Below are 24,692 nucleotides of genomic sequence, written 5' to 3' on the forward strand. Positions count from 1 at the left end.
CCTATTCACTCGTAATTTCTTTTATACAATAATTGCCATCCACAATTTTGTTACAAAAAATTTCGTATGTTTCAGAAAAGCATAGCATCAATTATAAAGTCTGTTTTTTGCAGTAATTTTCCCTGATTATCTTCCAAGAAATATAGTATTTTACTTAACAAATAAGTCTGTAACCTTTACCTGAAGTCACTTTTTGAGAAAAATATATTTTGGCAACTGAGCTATTAATATTTAGTATTATCTCTGTTTTTTTGTATGTTTTCGGTGTTTTTCTAATATTTTTAACAAGAAACAGTGATTGAAAACCTCGAAAATAGTAATTTTATATACTACATAAAAGTATTTATAATTACAATCGTTAATAAAGTGTAACAAGAGTGACATTGACTACATAAATTTAGTAACTCCTATCACTATTAAATCATTTATCGAATCAGCCCTTCATTTGCTGTAAAGATTGGGATATCTTGTCCCGATTGATGAAGGACATTACTCCATGATTAAATATCAGAGGTTTGCAAGCTTCGATTCTTGTTGATTAAGAAAATCGTAGATTTGGTGGTCTAAAATCAGTGGCAGATACCTTGAACCACAGATTTATTCCATACACCCTTCTTATACCCCAGCAAACGCCACAACTGAAAGCAACTGCACGTATAAGTAAGTCGGTGAAAATAAACCTAATTATGTAACAGAAAGTAAAATTCTTCAAACCCCTGTGATTGCTTCGTTCCACTCGCTATGACATAGTGTGAATTATTTACGCCGTTCTACTTACTTGTAGTGTTTGGCGACGAAAAGCTTGGTTTTGCACAAGAAGAGGATTTTATCAAAAGTCTGAGACAGCATGGTGGAGAACCCCATATCCTCACTGGGTGCGATCGCTATTTTTATGACGTGGTACTCAATGAGATTAATATTCAGCTTTCTAATCTTTTTGGAACCGACTCTTGGTTGCTTGACTTCGGTGTAAGCTATTTTGGCGATTATGTAAAAGAATCTGGTAAATTTTTGTTCGATAAAAATATGAGATGTACCTGATATCATGTCCGGCTAATTAGTTGTGATTACCAAATATGTGCAACAACTGGGAAATCCTCTTTCCCCCTGCTCCCTGCTCCCCTGCTCCCTGCCGTCTTAATGATAAGTCTTTCACCGGACATGATATGAGAGGACGACACCCAGCACATTGGTGTCAACTTAAATTGTTCGTCTTTCAGGAAATCTTCTCATTAGATCTAGTAATAGCAAGACTTTGTTAGTGTCATACAGCAGACTTAACCAACTCAAACGTGACTACTTTCAACTACTTAGAGAAGATGCTGATTGGAATATTTGTGATTATATATTTATACCGATTCTCCATGAAGATGCACTTAATGTTTATTAGACGAACCGCCAAGACGCCAAGAACGCCAAGAATGAAAGAGTAAGTATTAAGTGCAAGTTTACAGAGAATTGGTATTAGTCTTGAAAACAGTATCAATACGATTTGTTCTATTCTTGCCAAAGAGCAACTTGTTGTCTCAATTCCAACATATCTAAATGATTGCTAGCAAACGCTTTTCGTAAAAGTGGGTAAGGAATAAATTCATCATACTTCTGAATTTGTGGAGCATCCATATCACTCACTAAATCCTCATTATTTATTCTTTGCTCACATAACGAAACAATTTCATAATAAAGAGATTCAACTTTTTTCTGAGCTAATTTAACTGTCAAAAAATAAGGATTATCACCACTTATACTGCTAATTTCCAACGACTCACGACAAAAACTGTTTAGCAATCTTTCCAAAGTACGGTAAGCGACAGTACCCATCCAAGGAAAGATGCAGCACTTTCCCTTTTCTAATTGCAAAATATTATGTTTATCGAGTCCAGCTTCTCTTGCCAATTCACGAACTGACTGCAAACGCTTCAAAGCATTGTTTTGTAAGTAGCTATACTCCATATCCTCAAACAACACCTGTCGCATTCGTTGCAAAATTCTTGTATGAATCGTACCACTACCACCCCGCCAATAAATACTAGCCTTACCATCTACCTGCTTAACTAAAATAATCTTTCTTTTAAAATCAACATCTACAACTTCCCAAGTTTTCCCTGCCAAAGCAAATAGATGTCCAACAGGAGACGGCGTTGTGATACTACCAATTTCTGTTGTTCCTTGCTTAACAACATATTCCTGATTATCAGGAAAAACAGCATAAAACTGAAATTTACCTACCACCTTTTCTCCTACCAAACCTACGATAAGTTTACCTTGCTCAGTTAAGTGAAGGTGGTCAATATCAATGAGATAGCGCAACAATAACTTAAAATCTTCCTGAGAAATAGCAGCAAAACTTGGTAGACTTAAAACCTCTTTAGCAAGACCAGCAGGAGAAAGTTCTCCCATTGCTACTAAAACACTCATTGTCTGATGATATAATAAACTCAAAGGATATATCAAAGGCTTAATTGGTTCAATCCACCGCTCTTCCAAATAGAGTTGAATAATTGCAATACATTGCAAAAGTTGCCAAGGAATTTGTTCCGGTAAAGATGCTTCTGCATCTACTTTCTCCTCAGCACAAACAAACCGCATATCAGCAGCTTCACCTCTTCTTCCAGTACGTCCTAACCGTTGTAAAAAACTAGCAACAGAAAGAGGCGATTCCAACTGAATAACTCGCTCCAAATAACCAATATCAATACCCAACTCTAAAGTCAACGTCGCAGCAGTCACCGCTGGTTGATTTGGTTCACGCATAGCAGCTTCAGCCGCTTGACGCAAACTCGCAGAAATACTACCATGATGCACATGATAAATATCTGGATACCCCTCATCAGAAGCAATTTGACGCAAAGATGAAATCACAGATTCCGTTTGCGACTTATTATTTGCAAAAATCAGACACTTCCGAGACTTACTCAAATTAAAAACATATCTATCATATAGACTTGTATCTTCTTTTCCTCTCTCTGCGTCCTTGGCGTCTATATCCTGGGGACACGCTGCGCTAAGGCGGTTCGTTTCAAAAACATAAAAATGCTCCACCGCAAGTCGAATTTGACGTTTTCCCCCCTCAATCTTCGGAGTAAGCACCAACTTATCAGTCCCAGAACGTAACCACTCTTCAGCCATCGAGTAATCACCCAAAGTCGCCGACAAACCAATTCTTCGGGGTTCTCTTTGCGTCAATCTTGCCAACCGTGCTAATTGACAAAGAATTTGACAACCTCGTTCTGAACCCATAAATGCATGAATTTCATCAATGATCACAAACCGTAAGTCACCAAACAAACGCGCTAACTCATGATGTTTGTTAATTAATAAACTTTCTAAAGATTCTGGTGTAATTTGCAGAATACCCTTAGGATTCTTAAGAAGCTTAGTTTTGTGACTTTGGCTAACATCACCATGCCAATACCAAACAGGAATATCAGCCTCTTTCAACAAATCATTCAGACGTTCAAATTGATCATTAATTAAAGCCTTAATAGGACCAATATACAGTGCGCCAATTGTAGCAGAAGGGTTTTCATGTAATAAAGTCAAAACTGGTAAAAATGCTGCTTCTGTTTTCCCCGAAGCAGTACCAGTAGCAACGAGCAAATGAGCATCAGTGTTAAAGATGACTTTACAAGCTTCGATTTGAACTGGTCTTAATTCAGTCCAGTTATGATTATAAATATATTCTTGGATAAAAGGGGCGAGTCTGGCAAATATAGCATCGCTCATCTTGTACTTACACCTTAACAGGATTGCTATAACGCATCGTGTAACTCTACGTTATCTTTTATATTTTGCAGTTATAGCAGTTGCCCGGTAGATCAGGACATGAACTAATGAGAAAATATGGACACCACGAGACTTTCAACCCTGTTCCCTGTTCCCTGTTCCCTGCTATACTTTTACAAACTAAATTCTGCTGCATTATCATCCAAATCTGCATCTTTACCCTTAACAGTCGGTTTAAAGTTAGCACCATGAATGAGTTGAGCAAAAGAAAGATTTGAATTTTGATAAAGAAGATTCAATACACTCAGGAAATCCCGTACAATTTCCCCTGGTGTTAGCAAAGCTTCTGCACCCAAACGGTTAACAATTTCTTGTACAAAATCTTTCAAATCACTATTTTTTAAATTCTTCTCATAACCAAAATTAACGGCATGGATTTCTGTTAATCTTTGCAGAAGTGTCAGAATTTCTTCTTGTGTGAGTGGGTTCAGCCGCATGACTGGTCCCATATATTCCTGGACTCCTGCTTGAGTGACAAAACGGCTTTCTTTTGTCCGTCTCCGCCAAGCAGAATCTGCAAAAAGACCTCGATTTGGATCTTCTAAAAATCTTGTCGTACCACCAAGAAAAATGCCAAGATGTTCTGCTTTACACTGCATAATATCATTAAACATCCCTAGCAATCTGTTATAGTTTTTTTCCCTTGTCACTGTTGGAGATATCTGGTATAAAAGTGCAGCTTCATCTAGCAGAATTAAAAGACCTTTATAGCCAATCTCCGCAACAAATTTAGCTATAAGCTTGATATAGTCATACCAACTTTCATCATCAATAATGACACGTACTCCCAAGGCGGCTTTTGCTTCTGTTTTAGTAGAAAATTCTCCACGCAACCATCGCAGTGCTGCATTTTTCAAATCATCATCATCCAATCGATATCCGCGCCAGTAAGCAACAATAACACTACCAAAATCAAATCCGTGAACTAAGTCTTCTATATATTGAACGACTTCCCTGATTTTTGCTTCAACTCGATCATCAAAACCTTCGTCATTAGGACGCATCCCGGTTTGTTTGGCAACTTCTTGTTGGATTTTATTAATCCATCCTTCTAAAATGGAAATCAACGCATTACCATCAGGACGAGTTTTTGTCGCAAGATGGCTCATTAATTCTCGATACGTTGCCAACCCTTCGTTGTTGCTTCCTGCTAATCGGCGTTCCCAGCATAAGTCAGCATCAGCTACGACAAAACCTTGCTCCATAGCACGGTTGCGAAGCAATTGTAGCATGAAACTTTTGCCGGAACCGTAATTACCAATGACGAAGCGAAATGCTGCTACCCCTTCTGCTATGTCATCAAGATTTTGCGATAAAGTTTTAAATTCTTGTTCCCGCCCTACTGCTATGTGTTCTAGTCCGACTCTAGGTACGACACCTGCACCTAGAGAATTTATCAACGCAGTGGATACTTTTTTTGAGATTTTGAGCTTTGTCATGTAGATTAATACACCTAACTTTTCTTGTTCCTAGGAAGCACGTGGAAAAGCATTGAGTGGGCGTCTCCTCTGTTGCAATTTACCAAATATGTAACCTAGGTGAAAGTATTTATAGCTGAAATATGGAAGAATATTGTACTGAATTTTAGTTGAGTGAGGTTTCTTCAGTCATTTTATATTCATACATGTCAAGTATTTTTTTGAGGTTTGTTTTATATTCCTCATAAATTTCTGGCGTTTCTGAACTCGAATCTATTATCAATTCACCAATAGTATCATTAGCAAGTTCATTTATTGAATCAATCAGTAGATTTGGCATTGTAATATTTTCTTCAGCTATCTTTTTAATGACAGGATAAGGGTTGTCTTGCTCTAGCATAGCTTTTAATACCCGAATTTCATAACCCTGTAACTGCTTGGTAAATTCCCCCCATTCTTCGGAAACATCTGATACACTGATAGTATCTATTGGCTCTAAAGTATCTATTAATTCAGAGAAAGGAAATAAATCTTCGTCCTCTTCCTGTTCGTTTTCATTAATTTTTTCTTGAGTTGTCAGGGTTTCCATTTGGTGGAGAAGTTCCCAAACTTGACTTTGCAATTCGTCACGTTCCTCCTGCAACAATATAACTTGCCCTTGTAGCTGTTGTTGTTGAGTTTGTTGTTCTGTTAATTCGGTTTGCAAAGCATTCAGGCTTACTTCTATATGTTCTTTCTCAGTTTTTCTCTCTAACATGAGTTGCTTTTGCTGGTTTTCTTGGATTTCAACCTCTTGTATTTGGACTCGCAACTCGTATAATTTTTCTTCTAGTTGAGGCTTAAGCCGATTCAGCAGAATTAAGCTGTTTTCTGATTCTTGCTTCTGCTGCTGAAGTTCGCTGATTTGAGCTTGCAGTTGAATAATTTCAGAACGTGAAATATTAGAGTTTAATTCTAAACGCCGTTTTTCAGCGGTTAGTGTCGAAAAGGTATTGTTAAGTTCTACTTTTGATTCCTCAATTGTGCGAAGTTCATTTTGTAGATAGTTTATTTTTCCTTGTAACTGTTTTTTTTCTATTATATAAACGCCTAGCTCTCTATTAAGAGTATCTCTCTGGTTACGTCGTTCTATAACTTGATTTTGTAAATTGCTTGACTCTGCGTGCAGTAAAGCGTTATGCGCTTCAAGTTGATTAACTTCTGTGACAATGCGAGATTTTAGTCCTTCAAGATCTCTAATTCGCCTCTGTAGAGAATCTAAAATCATCATTTCATAATTTCTTTTGCGCTTGTCTACAAATAAGGCTGATAGATACGTAGCAGGTACAGTCACTAGACCAGTGAGAAAGGCTTTATTAAAATCCCAGCTAAGGACGAGACTAAGACCAAAACTCACGCCAAAGGCAACTATACCTATAATAAGTCGATTACTCACGATCGCTGATTGCATATTGCTTGTTTTTAACATAGCCAAATCATTCTAAATATTTTTCAGTTAAGGAGTCTCACATTGTCGCCTTTCAAGCTATAGGTGTTATTATTTTTAACATTAGAGTCGAGAAAACGGAAAAATTAAAAACGAAATTTTTTTATTTTATGATTCTGTGTTTGCTGCATGATGGCTTGAACTAGACACAGTCAAATCTGCTTTTAAGAAATCAACAAATTGTCTTGCTGTTCTTCCAGAACGACCATTATGGCGAGTTGCCCATTGTAAAGCTTGATGTTCCAAATCTTCCTGACTCATATCAATTCCAGCTTGTGCCGCAAGATGCCGGATAATTTGTAAGTAAGTTTTCTGGTCAGCCCCTTCAAAAGTCAAGGTTAAACCAAAGCGATCGCTAAAAGATAGCTTCTCTTGCATAGTATCCCATGCATGAACTTCATCGTTGTCTCTGGGAGATGGTCTATCAGCAAAAAATTCTCGAATTAAGTGGCGGCGGTTAGATGTAGCATAGACCACAATGTTTTGAGATCGTGCGGTTACATTACCTTCCAAAACCACTTTGAGTGCTTTGAAAGCATCATCGTCTTCTTCAAAAGACAGATCATCAACAAAGATGATAAATTTCTGTGGGACGCTTCGTAACTGTTCCACAATTTTTGGTAAGTCTTTCAAGTCAGATTTGGTGACTTCCAGTAAGCGTAAGTTGGAATTGCCATACTCATTCAGTAAAGCTTTCACCAAAGAAGATTTTCCCGAACCGCGACTACCGTAAAGCAAGACGTGCAGCGCCACCTGTCCAGATAATAAAAACTCTGTGTTTTTCAACAATGCTTCTTTTTGCAACTCGTAACCCACAAGTTGATTTAACTCAATTGGATCGCAATAGCGTATTGGAATAAACTCCCCACCTTGCCAACGCGCAGCTTTATACTCTGCAAATAAACCTGTACCAAACTGGCGATAATACGCTGCCAATTCTTTCACGGCATCAGCCCAATTTTCCAGCTGTTGTAACTTCTCTATAAGTGGAAATTCGTGAACTCTTGCGACTCGATTTTGCTCTACATACCATACGACTGGTGAAACGCTTAAATGAGCTACTTCTTGCACCCACTGACTCAAAATAGCACTGCCACACTCATCAAGACTTTGCAACGCTCGTAAATCATGCTCAACTGCTGCGACTAAAGCTGGAGGGAGATTTTCAAATTCTTGTTGTTGAGCAAGTTGAGTAAAAGGATTATCTGCTCTGAGAATTTGAGTAATGAGATATTCCTCCCAGTTTTGATGTCTGGCAGCCAAGCACCTGAAGTAATTGCCGTATGCTTGGAGACAACCTTGTCCATCCGCATCAGTGTAGCGTATTGCTTGCAATAGGTCAAGATATACCCTCCCCAGTTCGGTTTGGAGGACGGATTGGTAGAGTAAGAGGGATGCAGCTTCGCGCTGGAGGAATTGAACTTTTGCGATCGGCTTAGCCGCTTCGTAGAAGGTCCCTTGATTATCCATTGATCAAAAAAGTGATATAGCTCAATAGCTATGGTAAATTGTCTGCTGATGGTTGCAACAAAATCAAAATCTACATAGGTTTTTAATAATGACTTTAGGTATTGTTACAGCTCTTGCCTACGGCGTTGTGGCTCTGGTTGGTGGCATCATCGGCTACCGTAAAGCGAATAGCAAAGTTTCTCTTATCAGTGGTGGTATCAGTGGCTTATTACTGATTATTGCTGCTTTTGTCCAGTTCCAAGGACAAACTTGGGGTTTGACGTTAGCAGCTGCGATCACCGCTATTTTAGTCATAACTTTTGGGGTTAGGCTCGTGAAAACACGGAAGTTTATGCCTGCAGGAGTTATGGCTATTTTGGGTTTGGTAGCACTAGCGATGATGGTCAATCAGCTGGTGGTATTGGGATAGCATCAGCGTTCAAGTTATAACCAGTATTGGTTTTTGACGTTGTGCACCACTATATTTCTAGATGAAAAAAGAGCGATATCGCTATTCAGGTAGGGGAGCATTTTTAGGATGCTCTCCAGCATAGTAAACAACTACTTTCTGCTGTTGAGCGTCAGGGACATAAAATACCCTATCTTCCTTGGTGACTTCATATTCCCATGCGCCCTTATAGGGTTTGCCTTTCAACGGAAAAACGCGCCCAGGTTTCCGGCGTCATAGGCGTGGTAGATAAATCCTCATAGCAGCGACTAGCATTTTCTGGCGCACGCGACAGTAATAATTCCCAGTCTCGATTAACCCGTCGATTCTTTGCTACCACTAGCCACTGTGGCACTGTCGCTATTTCAGCTGGTTTAGACGGCTCTGCATATGGGTTTTCTTCAATTTCTTTAATAGATATAAATATATAAGTAAGTCGGTGCAAAAAAATCAAACTGTGTAAAGAAAAGTAAATAAGGCTCAAACTCTTTCTCTCCCTACTCCCTGCTCCCTGCTCCCTGCTTTATTCCAACAAGAATTATTTACGCCGACCTACTTAAATGGCAAGATTACTGTTTTCTAAATGAGAAGATCATATAACGTATCAATTCCAATCGACTAACCCATTCAAGGATTAAAGTTTGCGATAACGCCGAAAAAAGATCTACGTCTAACTTAAGATATTGCTTCATACTCTGAAGAAATTTATAAGTTGGTAAGGTATTGACCGTAATATTCCGTTCGAGCAGTTGATCGAAACCTGTCTCGGCAGCGAGTTTACAGTAGGATTTAGTAGTGTATCCTATGTCGAAGTAGCCGTAAAAGCCTTCAGGTGGTTTAGCATACCATACAAGTGGTAGAAACCAATCTACAGGAATAAAATCCGACAAAGCAAGACGCCCATTTGGCTTAAGCACGCGAAAGGCTTCCTGAAAGAACTGCCGACGATCCGGAAAGTGAAAAATGCATTCAACTGCTAACACCACATCGAACGATTGATCGGGAAACGGTAACATACAAGCATTACCTTCTTCAAACCGAAGTGTATTGCCATCCCGTGCTATTACTTTTTTTCGTGCCTGCTCCAATTGCCGTCCATCAATATTCAACCCAACCAGATTCATTTGCGAAAACTGTTCATTCAAGCTAGCGATTGTGCCACCAAGACCACAACCAACATCCAAAACATCTTGACCATTCTTAACATTTGCAGCAGAATAAACTTCGCGAGTCAGATGTTCGGCTGCCTTGCTAAAATCTTCTGGTGTATTCAATGCTTGTTCTGGGTTGAACCAATAGCCCCAATGTACATGACGCCCAAACGCTAGATCAACCTCAGGATGACCAGTGTCGAGCAATGTCAAAAGCTGGTCAATATATGGTAAATTAATCTGCTGATCCTTCATGGATAATCCTTTTCTTCAACTTTCTTTTTCACTCTATGATGTTTTTGTTCAAGCTTTCGTCCCCACTGTAATTCTAGTTTCGTGGTTTGAGAACTTCCCATGAAAAGTCTGTTTTAGAATTTGGTGTCTTGAAATAACTTACCGTAGTAGATTTAGTACATTAGCTTTAAATATATCCACTGTACCTTCAACAATTAATTGAACTGCGGGTAGTGCTAAACAAGTAATGATGCATTGTAGTAATGCACAAAATACCAAATAGCACCAATGTGATTCTCCAAGGACTTGGAAAAGGACAAGGTTTTTCGCACTAATCGAGACACTCGTTGCCTCAACGTATTGTTAAATCGCTCAATGTAGCTGGTTTTGCCTGTTTGTTTTCCTACCGCGCGATGTCGCTTGCTCGGCAGAACTGCCGCATAGGCTGCCCAGAAGTCAGTGTATGCGATCGCGCATTGGCGATAGACACCAGGCAAGGATTCCCACAATTTACGCGCCGCAGATTCATTGCGATCGCCAATGTAAACGCCAACAATCTCACGGGTGTCTGCATCTAGAGCCAACCAGACCCATTGCTTGTTACCTTTGTTGTCCACGAATGACCATAACTCATCGCATTGAATCATTAGCCTTCCCTTTTTTTGGGCGTCACTTGCACGCTTCGAGGCACAGAAGCATATTTCTCATTGACGTAGGTTTGTAGCCATTGTTCAGAAACCTGGGCTGCACGAGCGATTCCAGCCAAAGAAATGCGTTCCAGTAGCAATCGGTCAATCAGTTCCCGTGTGGCTTGGTTGATCACTTTTTTAGTCGGTTGTTCGACGAACTGTCGTCCGCAGTCATGGCATTTGAACCGTTGTTTACCGTTGTGGATGTGGCCATTCTTAACCGTTTGGGAAGACGCACAAATAGGGCAGGCAGGCATGGAAAGAGAACAGCAAGAAACTCTACTTCTCCATCATTACATCTTGAGCACTACCCAAATTTTATTTAATTAGGATTGAGCTTATAAGTGGGTGGACAAAATTAAATTAATGGTGGGCATTGCCTACTCAAAGCTTGTAACCTTTGCAGAAAAACTGTTTTAGGCAATGCCCACCCTACTGACATATTTCTCCAGTTAATACCTACTAGGTTTGAGAAATCAGCCTGAATGCTTAACTTTCTTGCGAGAAAAAAATCTCGGAAACTTGGGTTGACCAAGCTTTTTCCGCCATTCTTCCATGTAAGTGTAAAACACAGGAGTCAGGTAAAGCGTCAAAATCTGAGAGAACACTAATCCGCCGACGATCGCAATCCCCAAAGGACGACGTGCTTCAGAACCCGAACCTGTCCCCAACGCAATTGGTATTGTCCCCATCAAAGCTGCCATTGTTGTCATCATAATTGGACGGAAGCGAACCAAGCAGGCTTCGTAGATAGCATCAAAGGAATTTTTCCCTTCCCGTCGCTGCGCTTCAATCGCGAAGTCTACCAACATAATGCCGTTTTTCTTAACGATACCTACTAGCAAAATGATTCCGATGAAGGAGTAGAGATTTAACTCGACATCGAAAATCAACAGTGTTAACAAAGCACCACAGCCAGCCGAAGGCAAACCAGAAAGAATGGTTATGGGGTGAATGAAATCCTCATAGAGGATACCCAAAATCAGATAAATCACCACAATCGACACAAGCAACAGCCAGCCTAAATCATTGAAAGACTGTTGAAAGACTTGTGCAGAACCTTGAAAGTTGGTAGTGATGCTTTCAGGCAGAATCTGACTAGCGAGTTGCTTGATGGTGTCTGTCGCTTGACTCAGAGACATTCCTTCTGCTACATCGAAAGAAATAGTGGCAGAAGGCAGCTGACCAACGTGTTTGACGGTGAGAGGACTAACTCCTTGGGTGATACGGGCGATCGCCGTTAAAGGAACCAGTTGTCCATTACTCGATTGGACGTAGAGTAGCGATAGAGCGTTGGGATCGTGCTGATACTGCGGCTCTAATTCTAGAATTACGTAAAACTGATCGTCTGGGGTATAAATTTTTGAAATTTGGCTAGAACCATAAGCAGCGCCAAGTGTTTGTTCGACTTGTTCTGCCGTAATACCAAGCGTTGCTGCTTTTTTGTGGTCAATCTCGACTTGTAACTGTGGGGTACTCAGTTCTAAGTCGCTGTCAACGTCCCGGAATCCTGGTAGTGCTTTAATTTTATCTTTTAGTATAGGAACATATTGACGGAGTGCTTGTAAGTCCAGGCTTTGTAACGAAAACTGGTATGATGAATTAGTTTGTTGACCACCAATAGGGATAGCAGGTGGAGAGCGTAGGAATACTTGGATGCCTGGTATGCGCATCAACTTAGGGCGCATTTCTTGAATAATTTGGTCGGAATTGAGACGGCGTTGGGAACGCGGCTTCAACAGAATAGTAATTCGACCAGAGTTGACAGCAGCATTGGGTCCACTCGCACCTACAATAGAGTCAACAGCTTGAACATTAGGGTTTTGACGAATGATGTTAACGATCTTCTCTTGGTGAAGCTGCATAGCATCAAAGGATATATCTTGTGCTGCTCGCGTGTTTCCCATGATTTGTCCAGTGTCCTCTGTGGGAATGAATCCTTTGGGAACAAGGACAAACAAGTAAACTGTCAACGCTAAGAGAATGACTGAACCGATGAGTGTTGTCAGGCGGTATCTAAAAAATGGCTTGAGACTCCACTCATACCCCCGCAACAGTAAATCAAAGACACGCTCCGAAGCACGATACAGACGGCTTTGATGCTGATGATTTGGTGGACGGATGAATCGACTACATAGCATTGGCGTGAGGCTGAGGGAAACAAAGCCCGACACCAAAATCGCAACGGCAATTGTCACGGCAAATTCATGAAACAACCGACCAATTAATCCACCCATAAATATCAGGGGGATGAACACCGCCACCAGCGATAATGTCATCGACACAATTGTGAAGCTGATTTCTCGCGAGCCATTGAACGCCGCTTCCATTGGACCTTCACCCATTTCGCGGTGACGAACGATATTTTCCAGTACAACGACCGCATCATCAACAACAAAGCCGACTGAGAGCGTTAACGCCATCAGTGAGATGTTGTCCAGAGAATAGCCCGACAGATACATTACGGCAAATGTGCCGATCAGTGCCACAGGGAGTGCCAGACTGGGAATGAGTGTGGCAGAGAGTTCACGCAAAAATAGGAAGATGACTACGACAACCAAACAAACTGATAGAAATAACGTGAATTTCACGTCATCAACCGAAGCGCGGATCGATTCAGAGCGATCGTACATGATGCCCATCTCAAGTGATTTGGGAACTTGTTCGCGCAGAGTGGGTAGAAGTTGCTTGATGGTATCGACAATTTCCACCGTGTTGGCATCTGGTTGAGGCTGCACAGCCAGAAGAACCGAATGAATGCCGTTGTAGAGATTCAAGACTTTATCATTTTGCACGCTGTCAATCACCTGCCCCACATCTTGGAGTCTCACAGGTGCGCCATTTTTGTAGCTAATGATTAGTGAACGATAAGCAGCAGCATTCGTGAGTTGACCGTTTGCTTGGATTGTGTAAGTTTTGTTACGGTCAGAAACACTGCCAGTTGGCAAGTTTACATTTGACTGTGCGATCGCAGTCTTGACCTGATTTAGCCCGATTCCCCGCGTTGTCAATTTTTGTGGGTCAACTTGGACGCGAACAGCATATTGCTGCTGACCGTATACTTGTACTTGGGCAACGCCATCAATCATAGAGATTGGCTGACCGACCGTAATCTCTGCGTATTCGTCCACTGTAGCGATAGGGAGCGTTTCGGAATACATGTACAGGTAGAGAATCGGTGCAACCGACGGGTTGACCTTACGGTAGGTAGGTGGTTTAGGCATACCTGGTGGCAATTGTCCTGCTGCTGCTGAAATTGCTGCCTGGACATCTTTGGCAACATCATTCACGCTGCGGTTGAAGTCGAATTGCAGGGAGATGTTGGTACTGCCTGTTGAACTGGTGGAGTTGAAGGAATTCAGTCCAGCAATACTGGAAAATTGTCTTTCTAAAGGTGAAGCAACAGAAGATGCCATTGTTTCAGGCGTCGCACCCGGCAAACTGGCAGAGACGGAAATAAAGGGATATTCTACATGAGGTAAAGCGCTAATTGGTAACAGTGCATAACTCATGAGACCGAAGATGACGATACCTATCATGACTAAGGTTGTCATGACAGGACGGCGGATAAAGAGTTCTGAAAGGTTCATGAGTTGTGTTGTTCCAGATTTTTTATTTCAAAATTTGGGGTGGATGATGTTGGCAAATGTGAAGTTACAGCAATCCTAGATAGCTAGTGAACAAAAAATAGAAAAACGAACCGCCAAGGCGCGAAGGACACAAAGGAATAAGAGTTTTAGAGAGTTCCTGCGTAAGTCCTAATAAAGTTAAGGACTTAGGTAAAATGATGAAAAAGGAATTTTATAGATTATTGTGTCTACTGATTTCTAAAAGCTTCATAGAATTGCTACTGAGCTAACAAGCGAGAACGAATCAGTCTCAAATCAGGTTGAACACTGGACAAACGTTGACGAACTGATTCAGCTAACTGCTCACGTTGATCTAGATATGCTTCCACAGCATCCCGATGTCGAAGATAGTAACCAATTGTCAGATAAACATCAGATAAGGATAACGATGAATAACGCTGAACAATTGATTCAGCAGATGCACCATCAGCAAAGGCGCGAATGACCAGTTCCAGCAAAACTCTTGTTTTACCCACTCGAATTGCGCCTGTGGCATCTTGACTTAGGGGAGGACTTTCTTGTTCTAGTATTAAACTCATAGATCAATCTCCGAGGTAAACTACTGGTCTATCGCATTAATTTTGATGGGTAAATGAACTTTTCAATTTCTCTTCTTTTTTCTCTTTCTTCGCGTACTTTGCGTCCTTTGCGGTTTATTTTTTCATTATTTTGCCTAAGTAATGTTTTCATTCTTACCTAACTCCTGTCAACGAAGAAACTCGACGAAACTTAACCTGTGTGAGTTTTTTCCGCCAAGCTTCCATGTATGTAAAAAACACTGGTGTTAAATACAGCGTTAATATCTGAGAAAACACCAATCCACCAACAACGGCAATTCCCAGAGGACGACGAGATTCAGAACCTGCACCATAACCTAGGGCGATTGGTAATGTTCCCATTAAAGCTGCCATTGTCGTCATCATGATCGGACGGAACCGAATCAAACAAGCTTCATAAATGGCATCAAACGGACTTTTGCCTTCGTTTCGCTGCGCTTCTATGGCGAAGTCCACCATCATAATCCCGTTTTTCTTAACGATACCTACCAAGAGGATGATGCCGATGAATGAATAAACATTCAATTCCACATGAAAAATTAATAACGTTAACAACGCACCAAATCCAGCGGAAGGCAGACCAGAAAGAATCGTTAAAGGATGTATAAAATCTTCGTAAAGGATACCGAGAATCAGATAAATCACCAAAATAGCGACGGCTAGCAACAATCCCAAACTCGGCAGTGAAGATTGAAATACCTCACTCGCTCCTTGGAAGCTTGTTGTGATGCTGGCGGGAATCACTTTATGCACCAAGTCTTCTATGGTTTGAGTGGCTGCTCCCAGCGATGCACCTGGTGCTAAGTTGAAGGAGATGGTCGCAGCATTCATCCGACCATAGTGATTGACCATCAGCGGTCCAACACCTTGGGATATTGTGGCAAATGTGCTGAGAGGAACTGCTTGACCAGTAGTGGAATTTGTACTGGTGCTAGTACTGGTATTCGTGGTGGAATTTGTACTGGTGCTAGTACTGGTATTCGTGGTAGAGTTCGTACTCGTACTAGTGTTAACGTAGAGCTTCATTAAAGCATTTGGATCTTGCTGGTACTCCGGTTGTAGTTCTAATATGACTTCGTACTCGTCACTAGCTGCGTAAATGGTTGACACTTGATAAGCGCCATAGGCGTTTTTCAAAGTGTTTTCGATTTGTTCGGCGGTAATGCCAAGGGTGGAAGCTTTATCACGGTCAATATTAATTTTGATTTGGGGTGCAATTTGTAAGTCGCTGTTGACATCCAAGAGTTCTGGGAGAGTTTGCATCTTCGCGACAAGTTGCGGGACGTATTTTTCGAGGGATTGGACCTCAGTACTCTGAAGCGCAAGCTGATATAGTCCAGTTGTCTGTTGTGTTCCGATGGGAATGGCAGGGGGATTTTGTAAGAAGACTTTAATCCCTGGGACACTTGCTAGCTTGCTGCGCAGTTCTTGGACGATTTTATCAGCGCTGTTGTGGCGATGCGATCGCTCCTTTAGGCGAATCAACAAATTCCCAGAATTACCTGCGACTGCTCCTCCACCACCGCTCGCACTCGAACCAGGACCAATGTTAGAATTAACCGCATCAACATCTGGGTTTTGCCGAATCAAATTTACCACTTCTTGCTGGTGACGCACTAAGTTATCGAAAGACGCATCCTGTGCTGCTTGTGTTGTTGCAATAATTTGTCCAGTATCTTCACTAGGAATAAATCCTTTGGGAACAACAATAAACAGATAAATAGTGACAATAAAAAGCACACCAGACAAAATCATTGTGGTTAGGTGAAACTTTAAAGCTATTTTTAAGGTCCAATCGTAAACAGCTAAGAAGCGGTCAAACACATACTCGGAAGCACGATACAGACGACTTTGATTTTCGTGATTGGGTGCGCCTACAAAGCGACTACATAGCATCGGGGTGAGGGATAGGGAGACAAACCCAGACACCAAAATTGCGACGGCGATCGTTACCGCGAATTCGTGGAATAGTCGTCCCAATACTCCACCCATGAACAGCATTGGGATAAAAACCGCCACCAGTGAAATTGTCATCGACAAGATGGTAAAACTGATTTCTCTAGAACCGTTTAAGGCAGCTTCTAGACGAGATTCACCCATTTCCATGTGGCGAACGATGTTTTCCAGCATGACGATCGCATCATCAACCACGAAACCCACTGAAAGCGTCAACGCCATCATTGATAAGTTATCCAGCGAGTAACCCAACATGTACATCGCTGCAAAAGTCCCAATCAGCGATACAGGTAAAGCCAAACTGGGAATCACCGTCGCCGAGAGATTCCGTAAAAACAGGAAAATGACCAAAATCACCAGACCAATGGTCAAAACCAGAGTAAATCTGACATCATCCACCGATTCTCGAATGGACTGGGATGCATCATAGAAAACCCCGATTTCAACTGATTTTGGAATTTGGTCACTCAACTTCGGTAACGATTCTTTGATTGTGTCTACAACTTGTACCGTATTTGTACCTGGTTGCCGTTGAATGCTGAGAATGATGGCGCGGGTGTCATTGTACCAGCTTGCCACTTTATCGTTTTGGACACTGTCAATAATTCGACCGAGTTGTTCAAGGTAGATTGGTGCACCATTGCGGTAGGCGACAATTAGAGAGCGATAAGCCGCAGCATCTTGTAATTGACCGTTAGCTTGGACTGTAAAATTTTTGTTCTTGCCCGAAATACTACCTGTCGGTAAATTTACGTTTCCTTGTTGTATTGCAGTTTCCACTTGATCAAGTCCAATCTGCTGACTTGCTAATTTCTCAGGATCAAGTTGAATACGAGCTGCATACTTTTGGGAACCGTAAACCTGTACCTGAGCCACCCCGTTGATTGTAGAAAGCTTTTGTGCTAAATACGTTTGAGCGTACTTGTCTACTTGGGAAAGCGGCAGAGTCGGTGAGTCTATATATAAGTAAAGAATTGGCTGATCGGCTGGGTTGACCTTGCTGTAAGATGGAGGGTTAGGTAAATCGTCAGGAATTTGTCCAGACGCTGCTGATATCGCCGCCTGCACATCCTGAGCCGCATCGTCGATGTTTCGGCTAAGGTTAAACTGGAGCGTAATTTGGCTACTACCTAACGTGCTGGTTGAGTTGAGCGAATCAAGTCCGGCAATACTAGAAAACTGCTTTTCTAAAGGACGGGCAACAGAAGATGCCATTGTTTCCGGGCTAGCTCCTGGTCGCGCCGCTGACACCTGAATGGTAGGATAATCAACGCTGGGTAAGTCGCTGATTGGCAGTAACCGATAACTCATCAAACCGAAGATAAGAATAGCCGCCATAACCAAAGTGGTCATGATCGGGCGACGGATGAATAGTTGCGAGAGGTTCATGAATGATGACCTCCTGCTCGTTTCGAGGCGGATCTGACTTTTACCTTACTACCAGAAATAAGATTCGCCTGACCATCAGTCACAACTGTTTGACCAGCTTGCAGTCCTTTCTCGATAACGTTTAGACCATTCATCATACTGCCAACAGTTACAGGGACATTTTCCACTGTGTTATCTGGCTTGACAACAAAGACAAACTGACCATTGGGCCCATTCTGAACTGCTTGCGAAGGAACGACGATCGCATTCGGTTGTGTCCTCAGCGTTAGTGTTGTGTTCACATATTGACCAGGCCATAGTTGCCCTTGAGCATTATCAAACTCGCCTATGAGTTTTATGGTTCCGGTGCTGTTATCGACTGTGTTATTGATGAATGTCAAAAAGCCTCGTATCTGATTATTGGTGTTGGGGATAGTAGCATCCACTGCCAGCTTGTTATTGCTCGCGTACTTTTGAATTTCCGGTAGTTGCGTCTCTGGAACTGAAAAAGAAACCTGAATTGGGCGAATCTGGTAGATTGTCAAAAGCGGACTCGTACTATTAGCTGCGACCACATTGCCCTGATTCACCAAAAGATCTCCAGCTTGACCGGAGATTGGGGCGTATATTCTGGCGTAAGAAAGTTGCACTTGGGCGTTTTGCAATACCCCTTTATCTGAATCGACGACCGCCTGTGCATTCTGGATTGCTGCTTGATCGCCCTTGACGACTTCTTGAGCATTTTTGATTGCAACTTGATCGCTCTTGACGACTTCTTGAGCGTTCTTGATTGCGACTTGATCTCCCTTGACAACTTCTTGAGCATTGGCGATCGCCTCTCTATCTGACCGAAGCGTTGCCGCATTCACCTGACTATTAGTAGAGTATTGCTGAGCTTGATCCTGGCTAACAGCACCCTGCTTGTACAAGTTAGTATAACGATTACTTTGTGCCTGTGCGTATTGTCCTTGCGCTTGATCCTTTGCCAAAGTCGCCTCAGCTTGTCGCACCAGTGCTTGGTCTTTGGCTGACGTCACTCTTGCTTGCTCTACCAGTCCTTGGTCTTTGGCTAACGTGGCTCTGGCTTGTTCTACCGCTCCTTGATCTTTGGCTAAGTTTGCTCTGGCTTGCTGTACCAGCGCCAAGTCCTTGGCGACAGTTCCTCTTGCTTGTTGGATGGCAGCCCTTTGTGTTTGGTCATCCAGTGTGAACAAAAGTTGTCCTTTTTTCACCTGCTGACCTTTTTTGAAAAACACTCCGGTAATTCTTCCACCAATCTGGGGTGTCACCGATACGGTAGACTCCGCTTGAACATTACCAATTGCCTGCAATTGCACCGGAACTGTTTTTTGGCCGACTTTGGCGACGGTTACAGGAGTTATCATTGACCGTCCTTTTCCTTTACGTCCAGACCTTTGCGACGTTTGGGAACTGTCAGTTTTGTTAGGCTTGGCAACGTTACGCAAACTAAAAAAGCCCAGCGTAGCGAGCAACATCAAACCGAGTAAAACCAAACCAGTCCGCTTCTTGGATGGAGGAGCTTGCTTGAATTCTGAGTGATTTTCCGCTAAGTGATTTTCCGCTAAACTCTCTTTGGGAATCTCATAGACCACCAGAGCCTCACCAGTCCGTTTCCTGGATGGAGGATCTTGCTTTTCTAAGTGATTTTCCGCTGAGTGATTTTCCGCTAAACTCTCTTTGGGAATGTTATCGAGCACCAGAGCCTCCAATTGGTTTAAGTTTATGGTTGATGGTGAAATCTCCGCATTCACTATGTCAATTTTAGAAATGGACATGAATATTTACATGAAGCAGGATTCCTAAGCTGATCAGTCAGAAATTACTAAAACTGATGTGACTTTTTTCCTAGTCCAGAAAGAGAATCAGTAGAAAAAACTCTATCGATACTGGTAACAATTTTGTAAGAGTTGAAGAGAATAAACTTCTTGCAAAAGTATGATTAATGGATATTTAGAACCAAGGATGGATACAAATAAATAACTAGCGTTGATCAGTGTGCATCTGTGGTTTTAGGTTCACTGCTGTTGACCTTTGCAAAAAGTTTAAGGTTTCCAACGTTCTGTGTTGGCGCTGTACTCCTTTTAAAATCAGGATAATGCTAGTGGTACTGTTCCTTTGGTCGTTTATTTCAGACAGTCCTATGGTTCGCCCGAGTTACCAATCCTTTCGTCTGTTGCTTTATCTGGAATGGCTGTTGTTAGCCACAGCAGTGTTAATGGAAATCCTGTTGCCGTTCGAGTTGTCTTGGCAGTTGCTGCTGCGAATTTCTATAATTGCTGCCTTCGGTTTAATGGGCTTAAGATTGCCAACTAAGAAGTTGGCAGAAAAATTGCTTTACACGAGTGTGGAGTTTGGCTTGATAATGCTTGCAGTCACTCCACAAGGCTTAACCATTCGCTCTCTTTTCATGCTGTGCCTAATATTGGTGATGCGGAGTTGCTTGCTGTTTGAGCGAAAGGGACAGTTGATTGTATTGAGTTTAACTCTTGCATCCTATCTCATGCTGCTTGTGTCAAGACCCATCGTGCCTGCGAAGCTTAAAGTTGCTGTATGGGATTGGCGACTGAGTTCGTTGTTATTATATAGCTTGACATTAGTATTTGCTTTATTGTTGATTAACGCTCTGCTTGCAGAGTGGCAAAGTCGCAAGCAATTGGAAATTGCCCATCAAAAACTAGAAATGACCCATGAGCAACTGCGACAGTATGCGTTGCTGATTGAGGATCAGGCTACTTTGCAGGAACGTAACCGCATTGCCCGCGAAATTCACGATGGACTTGGACACACCCTAGCAGCTCAAACCATTCAAATGAATAATGCCCTGCTGTTCTGGCAATCGAATGACGAGAAGGCATTGACATTTCTCAAACAAGCAAAGCAACTAGGGGCTGAGGCGTTGCTGGAAATCCGGCGTTCAGTTTCTGTCTTGCGCTCAAATCCGTTGCAAGGACAATTACTTGAATCAGCTATTGAAAAGCTGCTGAAGGATTTTCAGCACAACACAGGGATTGAACTGTCTAGTAAAATTAATTTACCATTATCCTTACCCACAGAAGTGAACACAACTGTCTACCGCATTGTGCAAGAATCGCTAACAAATATTTACAAACATGCACAGGCAACAACTGTGAGCGTTCAGCTACAGTATCAGGCTGGGATACTTGATCTTTCGATTGAGGACAATGGTGAAGGGTTTAATCCAACTCAAAATACAACCGGGTTTGGACTGCAGGGGATGCGAGAACGAGCACTGGCGTTGGGCGGTCAGTTTTCTCTTCACAGTCAACCGGGAAAAGGTTGCCGGGTCTGTGTTTCTTTTCCAATATCAAATTTGTTACTGTAAGCATTCCCCTGCCTAAAGCACGAGGGTATCTAAACTCCTGCGAGGTTTTATGATTCGGATCTTGTTAGTCGATGATCAACTTCTCATCCGTCAAGGACTCAAAAGTCTGCTAGAGTCCAATTGCGATATGCAAGTTGTGGGTGAGGCGGAAAATGGGCAACGAGCGATCGAACAAATCTCTACCCTACAACCGGACATTGTGCTGATGGATATCCGGATGCCCGTGATGGATGGAGTTGCTGCTACTGGGGCGATCGCTCAACAATATCCCGACACGAAAGTTCTGGTATTAACAACTTTCGATGATGATGGGTACGTCTCGCAAGCGATGCGAGTGGGGGCTAAGGGCTATTTGCTCAAGGACACTGAACCAGATGAATTGGCGCTAGCCATTCGCGCTGTCTACAAAGGACATACCCAACTCGGACCAGGATTGTTTGAAAAAGCACTTACGCCCGCCCCAGCACCAGCCGCTTCAGTTGCACAACCTCCAGAATTGGCGCAACTTACACGCAGAGAGTTGGATGTGTTGCGTTTAATGGCTTCAGGATCGAATAACCGTGAAATTGCTCAGTCGCTTTTCCTTTCAGAGAATACTGTTAAGAACTATGTGACTAATATTCTCAGTCGCTTAAACTTGCGCGATCGCACCCAAGCAGCACTGCTTGCTCATTCTTTATTTAACTGATGGGGAGTTTGAGGGGCTATAATTTTTTTTGTAAATTTATTTCAGTAATTACCGATAATGACTGTTGGGGTACAGGAGAGAAGATACAAATTATTTTTTTCAAGTGGGATCGCCCTCTTGGACTTGGCTGTTGTGAAGAAACTTATTTCCCACGCTGTAAACCAACAGAGTTCGCCCCTGTCTGAATCAATTGGCTCAAGTCTGCAACTGCACTAGCATACTGAGGATCGGCTAACGTGCCTAAAGTGTGGTTCTGCACTAATGCTTTCTGCTGTGCCTCGGTCAACTCTACTGTAATATCTGGCACAATACCAACATGATTAATATCTCGACCTTTGGGTGTGTAGTATTTAGCAATGGTGAGTTTCAATGCCGAACCATCTTCCAGTGGTTCTATTGATTGAACTAAACCTTTACCAAAAGTGCGAGTTCCTACTAGCTTGGCGCGATTATCATCTTGCAGTGCCCCCGCCAGAATTTCACTAGCACTGGCAGACCCTTGATCAACTAGCACAACCAGGGGTTTATTGGTTAAGGCATGTCCTGTCGCATTGTAGCTCTCTTTTACTTGGTCTCGATTTACCAAAGAGACGATCGCCCCTTGCTTCAACCACATACTGGCAATTTCCAAACTCGCATCCACGAGTCCGCCTGGATCAGAGCGTAGATCCAAAACGTAGCCCTGTACCTGCTGCTTTTCTAAGGCTTGAATTGCCCGACCCATTTCTATGGGAGCCGTTTGTGTAAACTCTGGTAGTTGAATGTAGCCAATTTTGCCTGTAGCCGTTGTTTGTATGTTGTAAGTTACAGGATGAGTAGCAATATTGGCACGGGTAAGTTTGAAAGATTGCGATTGATTGCCTCGTTGAATCGTAAGTATCACCTTAGTTCCAACTGGACCGAGAATCCGCTTAACTGCATCGTTGATGTTCATCCCCCGAGTTGGCTGACCATCAATTTTGACAATTACATCGTCCGCCAAGATACCTGCTTTAAAAGCAGGTGTTCCTTCAATTGGGGCGATAACGGTTAAAGCTTTGGTTTTTTCATTTTCCGCTAGTTCCAGTCCTACACCACTGAGGTTGCCAGAAAGGTCGTTATCTAAAGCCTGGAATTCTTGGGGATCGAAAAATTCGGTGTAGCGATCGCCTAATTTAGCTACCATTTCTCGAATTTCATTGTATGCCTGTTGTTTAGAGCTATATTTCTGGCTCAAATACTGCTGTCGAATTGCTTTCCAATCCTGATGGTTAAAGCTGGTATCTACATAATCTTTATTCAAGATTTGCCACACCTCATCTACCAGTTGTTGTGGGCTAGGTTGAGATTGTCCTAGAGCTTTTACAGCATAGAGACTACTTCCTGTCAGGAATACTGCCATAAAAGCAAGTTTTATCTTGGCGAGCAATTTTGGCTTGAACATGCTTTCACTGATAACAATAAATTCACAAACAACAGTACAGAAAATTGCAGCAAACCTTCTGGAAACTCAGATTTACATCCCTATTAAACTACTAGGAATTCTCTTGAGATTTCCTTTGACGATGGGGATAAGCAGTCTTAAAAATATCCTGAATTTTAGTTTTTTGCTCTGCAGTGAGATTGAGGCTCAACACTGCTTTACGCATTTTTTCCCCTTGTTGCAGTTTCGCTTGCAACTGTTTCACCTGATCTGCGGTTAAAACGGCTTCAATTTGTTTGCGAATCTCTTCACGCTTCTGAGCACGTTCTGGTGTATCCGCTTTATTGTTGTTTGTCGTAGATGGGCTGTTTTGAGATACGTTAGTTCCAGACGCATCTGGACTGGTTGCGTCCGATGATTTAGATTCGGAACAACCAGCGATTCCTCCCAGAAGGATAGTTGCAGATAGAAGGGTTGGTAATATTATCTGTTTGTTGATCATTTTTTCTCCATTTACAGTAATTTTTACTTGGGTAGAACACAAAGTGAGTAAACTTGTATGAATAAGAAAAACACTGACACAACTCATACTTATGCCAGTCGCCTAGTCAATTGATTTACGGCAACGTGTAATTCATCTTGGAAAAATATTTACTTAATCTGATTGTCTTATTCACCAGTTTTACGGTGTTTTTACCACGTAGATTTAGTTAGGTTTTTTCAGGTGATTTCAATATACAACGGTGATTTTCAATATGAAATGGGAAGAAAGTCACGAGTATCCATAACCAAATCAGTAAAAAAATATAGCACTTAAGCACTGTACAAATGATACATCATGTGTATTAACAGGATTTGGTCGTTCCAGACTTTTGACCGAAACAATTTTAGATTTGAAATTTTAGATTTGAAATTGGGGAGCTAATACAGCAAGCGCGTAGCGTGGCACTTTGTGCCATAGTCCTTGTTTCCCGACAGAGGTACTTGGCGTTGATTTTCGGCAAGCCTTCTAGGACGGAATTAATCCAAAATCGTAAATTTCAAAATCTAGGCTTCGTTTCGCTCCG

18 protein-coding genes are annotated in these 24,692 nt (G+C 42.0%); 3 read left to right on the forward strand and 15 right to left on the reverse strand.

From position 1 onward, the window contains the following. Positions 1-774 precede the first annotated feature (774 nt). The 5 genes from AC5JM2_RS28975 to AC5JM2_RS28995 all read right to left on the reverse strand — a co-directional run bounded on the left by AC5JM2_RS28975 (position 775) and on the right by AC5JM2_RS28995 (position 8,160). On the reverse strand, positions 775-1,047 hold the full coding sequence (locus AC5JM2_RS28975) for a hypothetical protein (RefSeq protein ID WP_495838500.1): 273 nt from the start codon (positions 1,045-1,047) through the stop codon (positions 775-777). A gap of 450 nt (positions 1,048-1,497) precedes the next feature. Further along, complete coding sequence (locus AC5JM2_RS28980) at positions 1,498-3,726, reverse strand: DEAD/DEAH box helicase (protein WP_495838502.1); 2,229 nt, start codon at positions 3,724-3,726, stop codon at positions 1,498-1,500. A 173-nt stretch (positions 3,727-3,899) separates the two neighbouring features. Continuing rightward, positions 3,900-5,225, reverse strand: a complete 1,326-nt coding sequence (locus tag AC5JM2_RS28985; RefSeq protein ID WP_495838504.1) for an ATP-binding protein — start codon at positions 5,223-5,225, stop codon at positions 3,900-3,902. 145 nt (positions 5,226-5,370) lie between these two features. Then, positions 5,371-6,654: a tellurite resistance TerB C-terminal domain-containing protein gene (locus tag AC5JM2_RS28990; protein WP_495838506.1), complete on the reverse strand. Its 1,284-nt coding sequence runs from the start codon at positions 6,652-6,654 to the stop codon at positions 5,371-5,373. Between the two features lie 144 nt (positions 6,655-6,798). Next, entirely contained in the window at positions 6,799-8,160 is a 1,362-nt protein-coding gene (locus tag AC5JM2_RS28995; protein WP_495838508.1) for an ATP-binding protein, read from the reverse strand. 88 nt (positions 8,161-8,248) lie between these two features. Between AC5JM2_RS28995 and AC5JM2_RS29000 the strand changes: the two genes are divergently transcribed. Beyond that, a complete protein-coding gene (locus AC5JM2_RS29000; RefSeq protein WP_495838509.1) occupies positions 8,249-8,569 on the forward strand; it encodes a TMEM14 family protein in 321 nt (106 codons plus the stop codon). Positions 8,570-8,774: 205 nt separating this feature from the next. Here AC5JM2_RS29000 and AC5JM2_RS29005 read toward each other — a convergent pair whose 3' ends face one another. The 8 genes from AC5JM2_RS29005 to AC5JM2_RS29040 form a co-directional block, all read right to left on the reverse strand. Next, the gene (locus AC5JM2_RS29005; RefSeq protein ID WP_495838511.1) at positions 8,775-9,071 is read right to left on the reverse strand and encodes a hypothetical protein; all 297 of its coding nucleotides are present in this window, start codon (positions 9,069-9,071) and stop codon (positions 8,775-8,777) included. An 85-nt stretch (positions 9,072-9,156) separates the two neighbouring features. Beyond that, positions 9,157-9,993 carry a class I SAM-dependent methyltransferase gene (locus AC5JM2_RS29010; RefSeq protein ID WP_495838513.1) on the reverse strand — a complete coding sequence of 279 codons (837 nt, stop codon included), beginning with the start codon at positions 9,991-9,993 and terminating at the stop codon, positions 9,157-9,159. 215 nt (positions 9,994-10,208) lie between these two features. Beyond that, positions 10,209-10,918 (reverse strand): IS1 family transposase gene (locus tag AC5JM2_RS29015; protein ID WP_495838515.1). Its coding sequence is split into 2 segments (ribosomal slippage): positions 10,209-10,633 and positions 10,633-10,918, totalling 711 coding nucleotides; the frame shifts between segments, so codons are not numbered across the junction. A gap of 219 nt (positions 10,919-11,137) precedes the next feature. Then, positions 11,138-14,251, reverse strand: a complete 3,114-nt coding sequence (locus AC5JM2_RS29020) for an efflux RND transporter permease subunit (RefSeq protein ID WP_495838517.1) — start codon at positions 14,249-14,251, stop codon at positions 11,138-11,140. A gap of 257 nt (positions 14,252-14,508) precedes the next feature. Beyond that, positions 14,509-14,829: a DUF433 domain-containing protein gene (locus tag AC5JM2_RS29025; RefSeq protein WP_495838519.1), complete on the reverse strand. Its 321-nt coding sequence runs from the start codon at positions 14,827-14,829 to the stop codon at positions 14,509-14,511. Positions 14,830-14,857: 28 nt separating this feature from the next. Next, positions 14,858-14,980 carry a hypothetical protein gene (locus tag AC5JM2_RS29030; RefSeq protein WP_495838520.1) on the reverse strand — a complete coding sequence of 41 codons (123 nt, stop codon included), beginning with the start codon at positions 14,978-14,980 and terminating at the stop codon, positions 14,858-14,860. A 2-nt stretch (positions 14,981-14,982) separates the two neighbouring features. After that, a complete protein-coding gene (locus AC5JM2_RS29035) occupies positions 14,983-18,192 on the reverse strand; it encodes an efflux RND transporter permease subunit (RefSeq protein ID WP_495838521.1) in 3,210 nt (1,069 codons plus the stop codon). Then, positions 18,189-19,967 carry an efflux RND transporter periplasmic adaptor subunit gene (locus tag AC5JM2_RS29040; protein WP_495838523.1) on the reverse strand — a complete coding sequence of 593 codons (1,779 nt, stop codon included), beginning with the start codon at positions 19,965-19,967 and terminating at the stop codon, positions 18,189-18,191. Before AC5JM2_RS29040 ends, AC5JM2_RS29035 begins: the two co-directional genes overlap by 4 nt. A gap of 365 nt (positions 19,968-20,332) precedes the next feature. Here AC5JM2_RS29040 and AC5JM2_RS29045 point away from each other — a divergent pair, with 365 nt between their 5' ends. Beyond that, positions 20,333-21,535, forward strand: a complete 1,203-nt coding sequence (locus AC5JM2_RS29045; protein ID WP_495838525.1) for a sensor histidine kinase — start codon at positions 20,333-20,335, stop codon at positions 21,533-21,535. Between the two features lie 49 nt (positions 21,536-21,584). Then, on the forward strand, positions 21,585-22,223 hold the full coding sequence (locus tag AC5JM2_RS29050; protein WP_495838527.1) for a response regulator transcription factor: 639 nt from the start codon (positions 21,585-21,587) through the stop codon (positions 22,221-22,223). 142 nt (positions 22,224-22,365) lie between these two features. On the opposite strand, the gene AC5JM2_RS29055 is transcribed toward AC5JM2_RS29050, so the two are convergent. Together AC5JM2_RS29055 and AC5JM2_RS29060 are read right to left on the reverse strand one after the other, a co-directional pair. Next, complete coding sequence (locus AC5JM2_RS29055; RefSeq protein WP_495838529.1) at positions 22,366-23,646, reverse strand: S41 family peptidase; 1,281 nt, start codon at positions 23,644-23,646, stop codon at positions 22,366-22,368. A gap of 91 nt (positions 23,647-23,737) precedes the next feature. Continuing rightward, positions 23,738-24,127, reverse strand: coding sequence for a hypothetical protein (locus AC5JM2_RS29060; protein ID WP_495838531.1), 390 nt, complete (start codon positions 24,125-24,127; stop codon positions 23,738-23,740). Positions 24,128-24,692 lie beyond the last annotated feature (565 nt).

The sequence above is a fragment of the Brasilonema angustatum genome, from assembly GCF_059505445.1.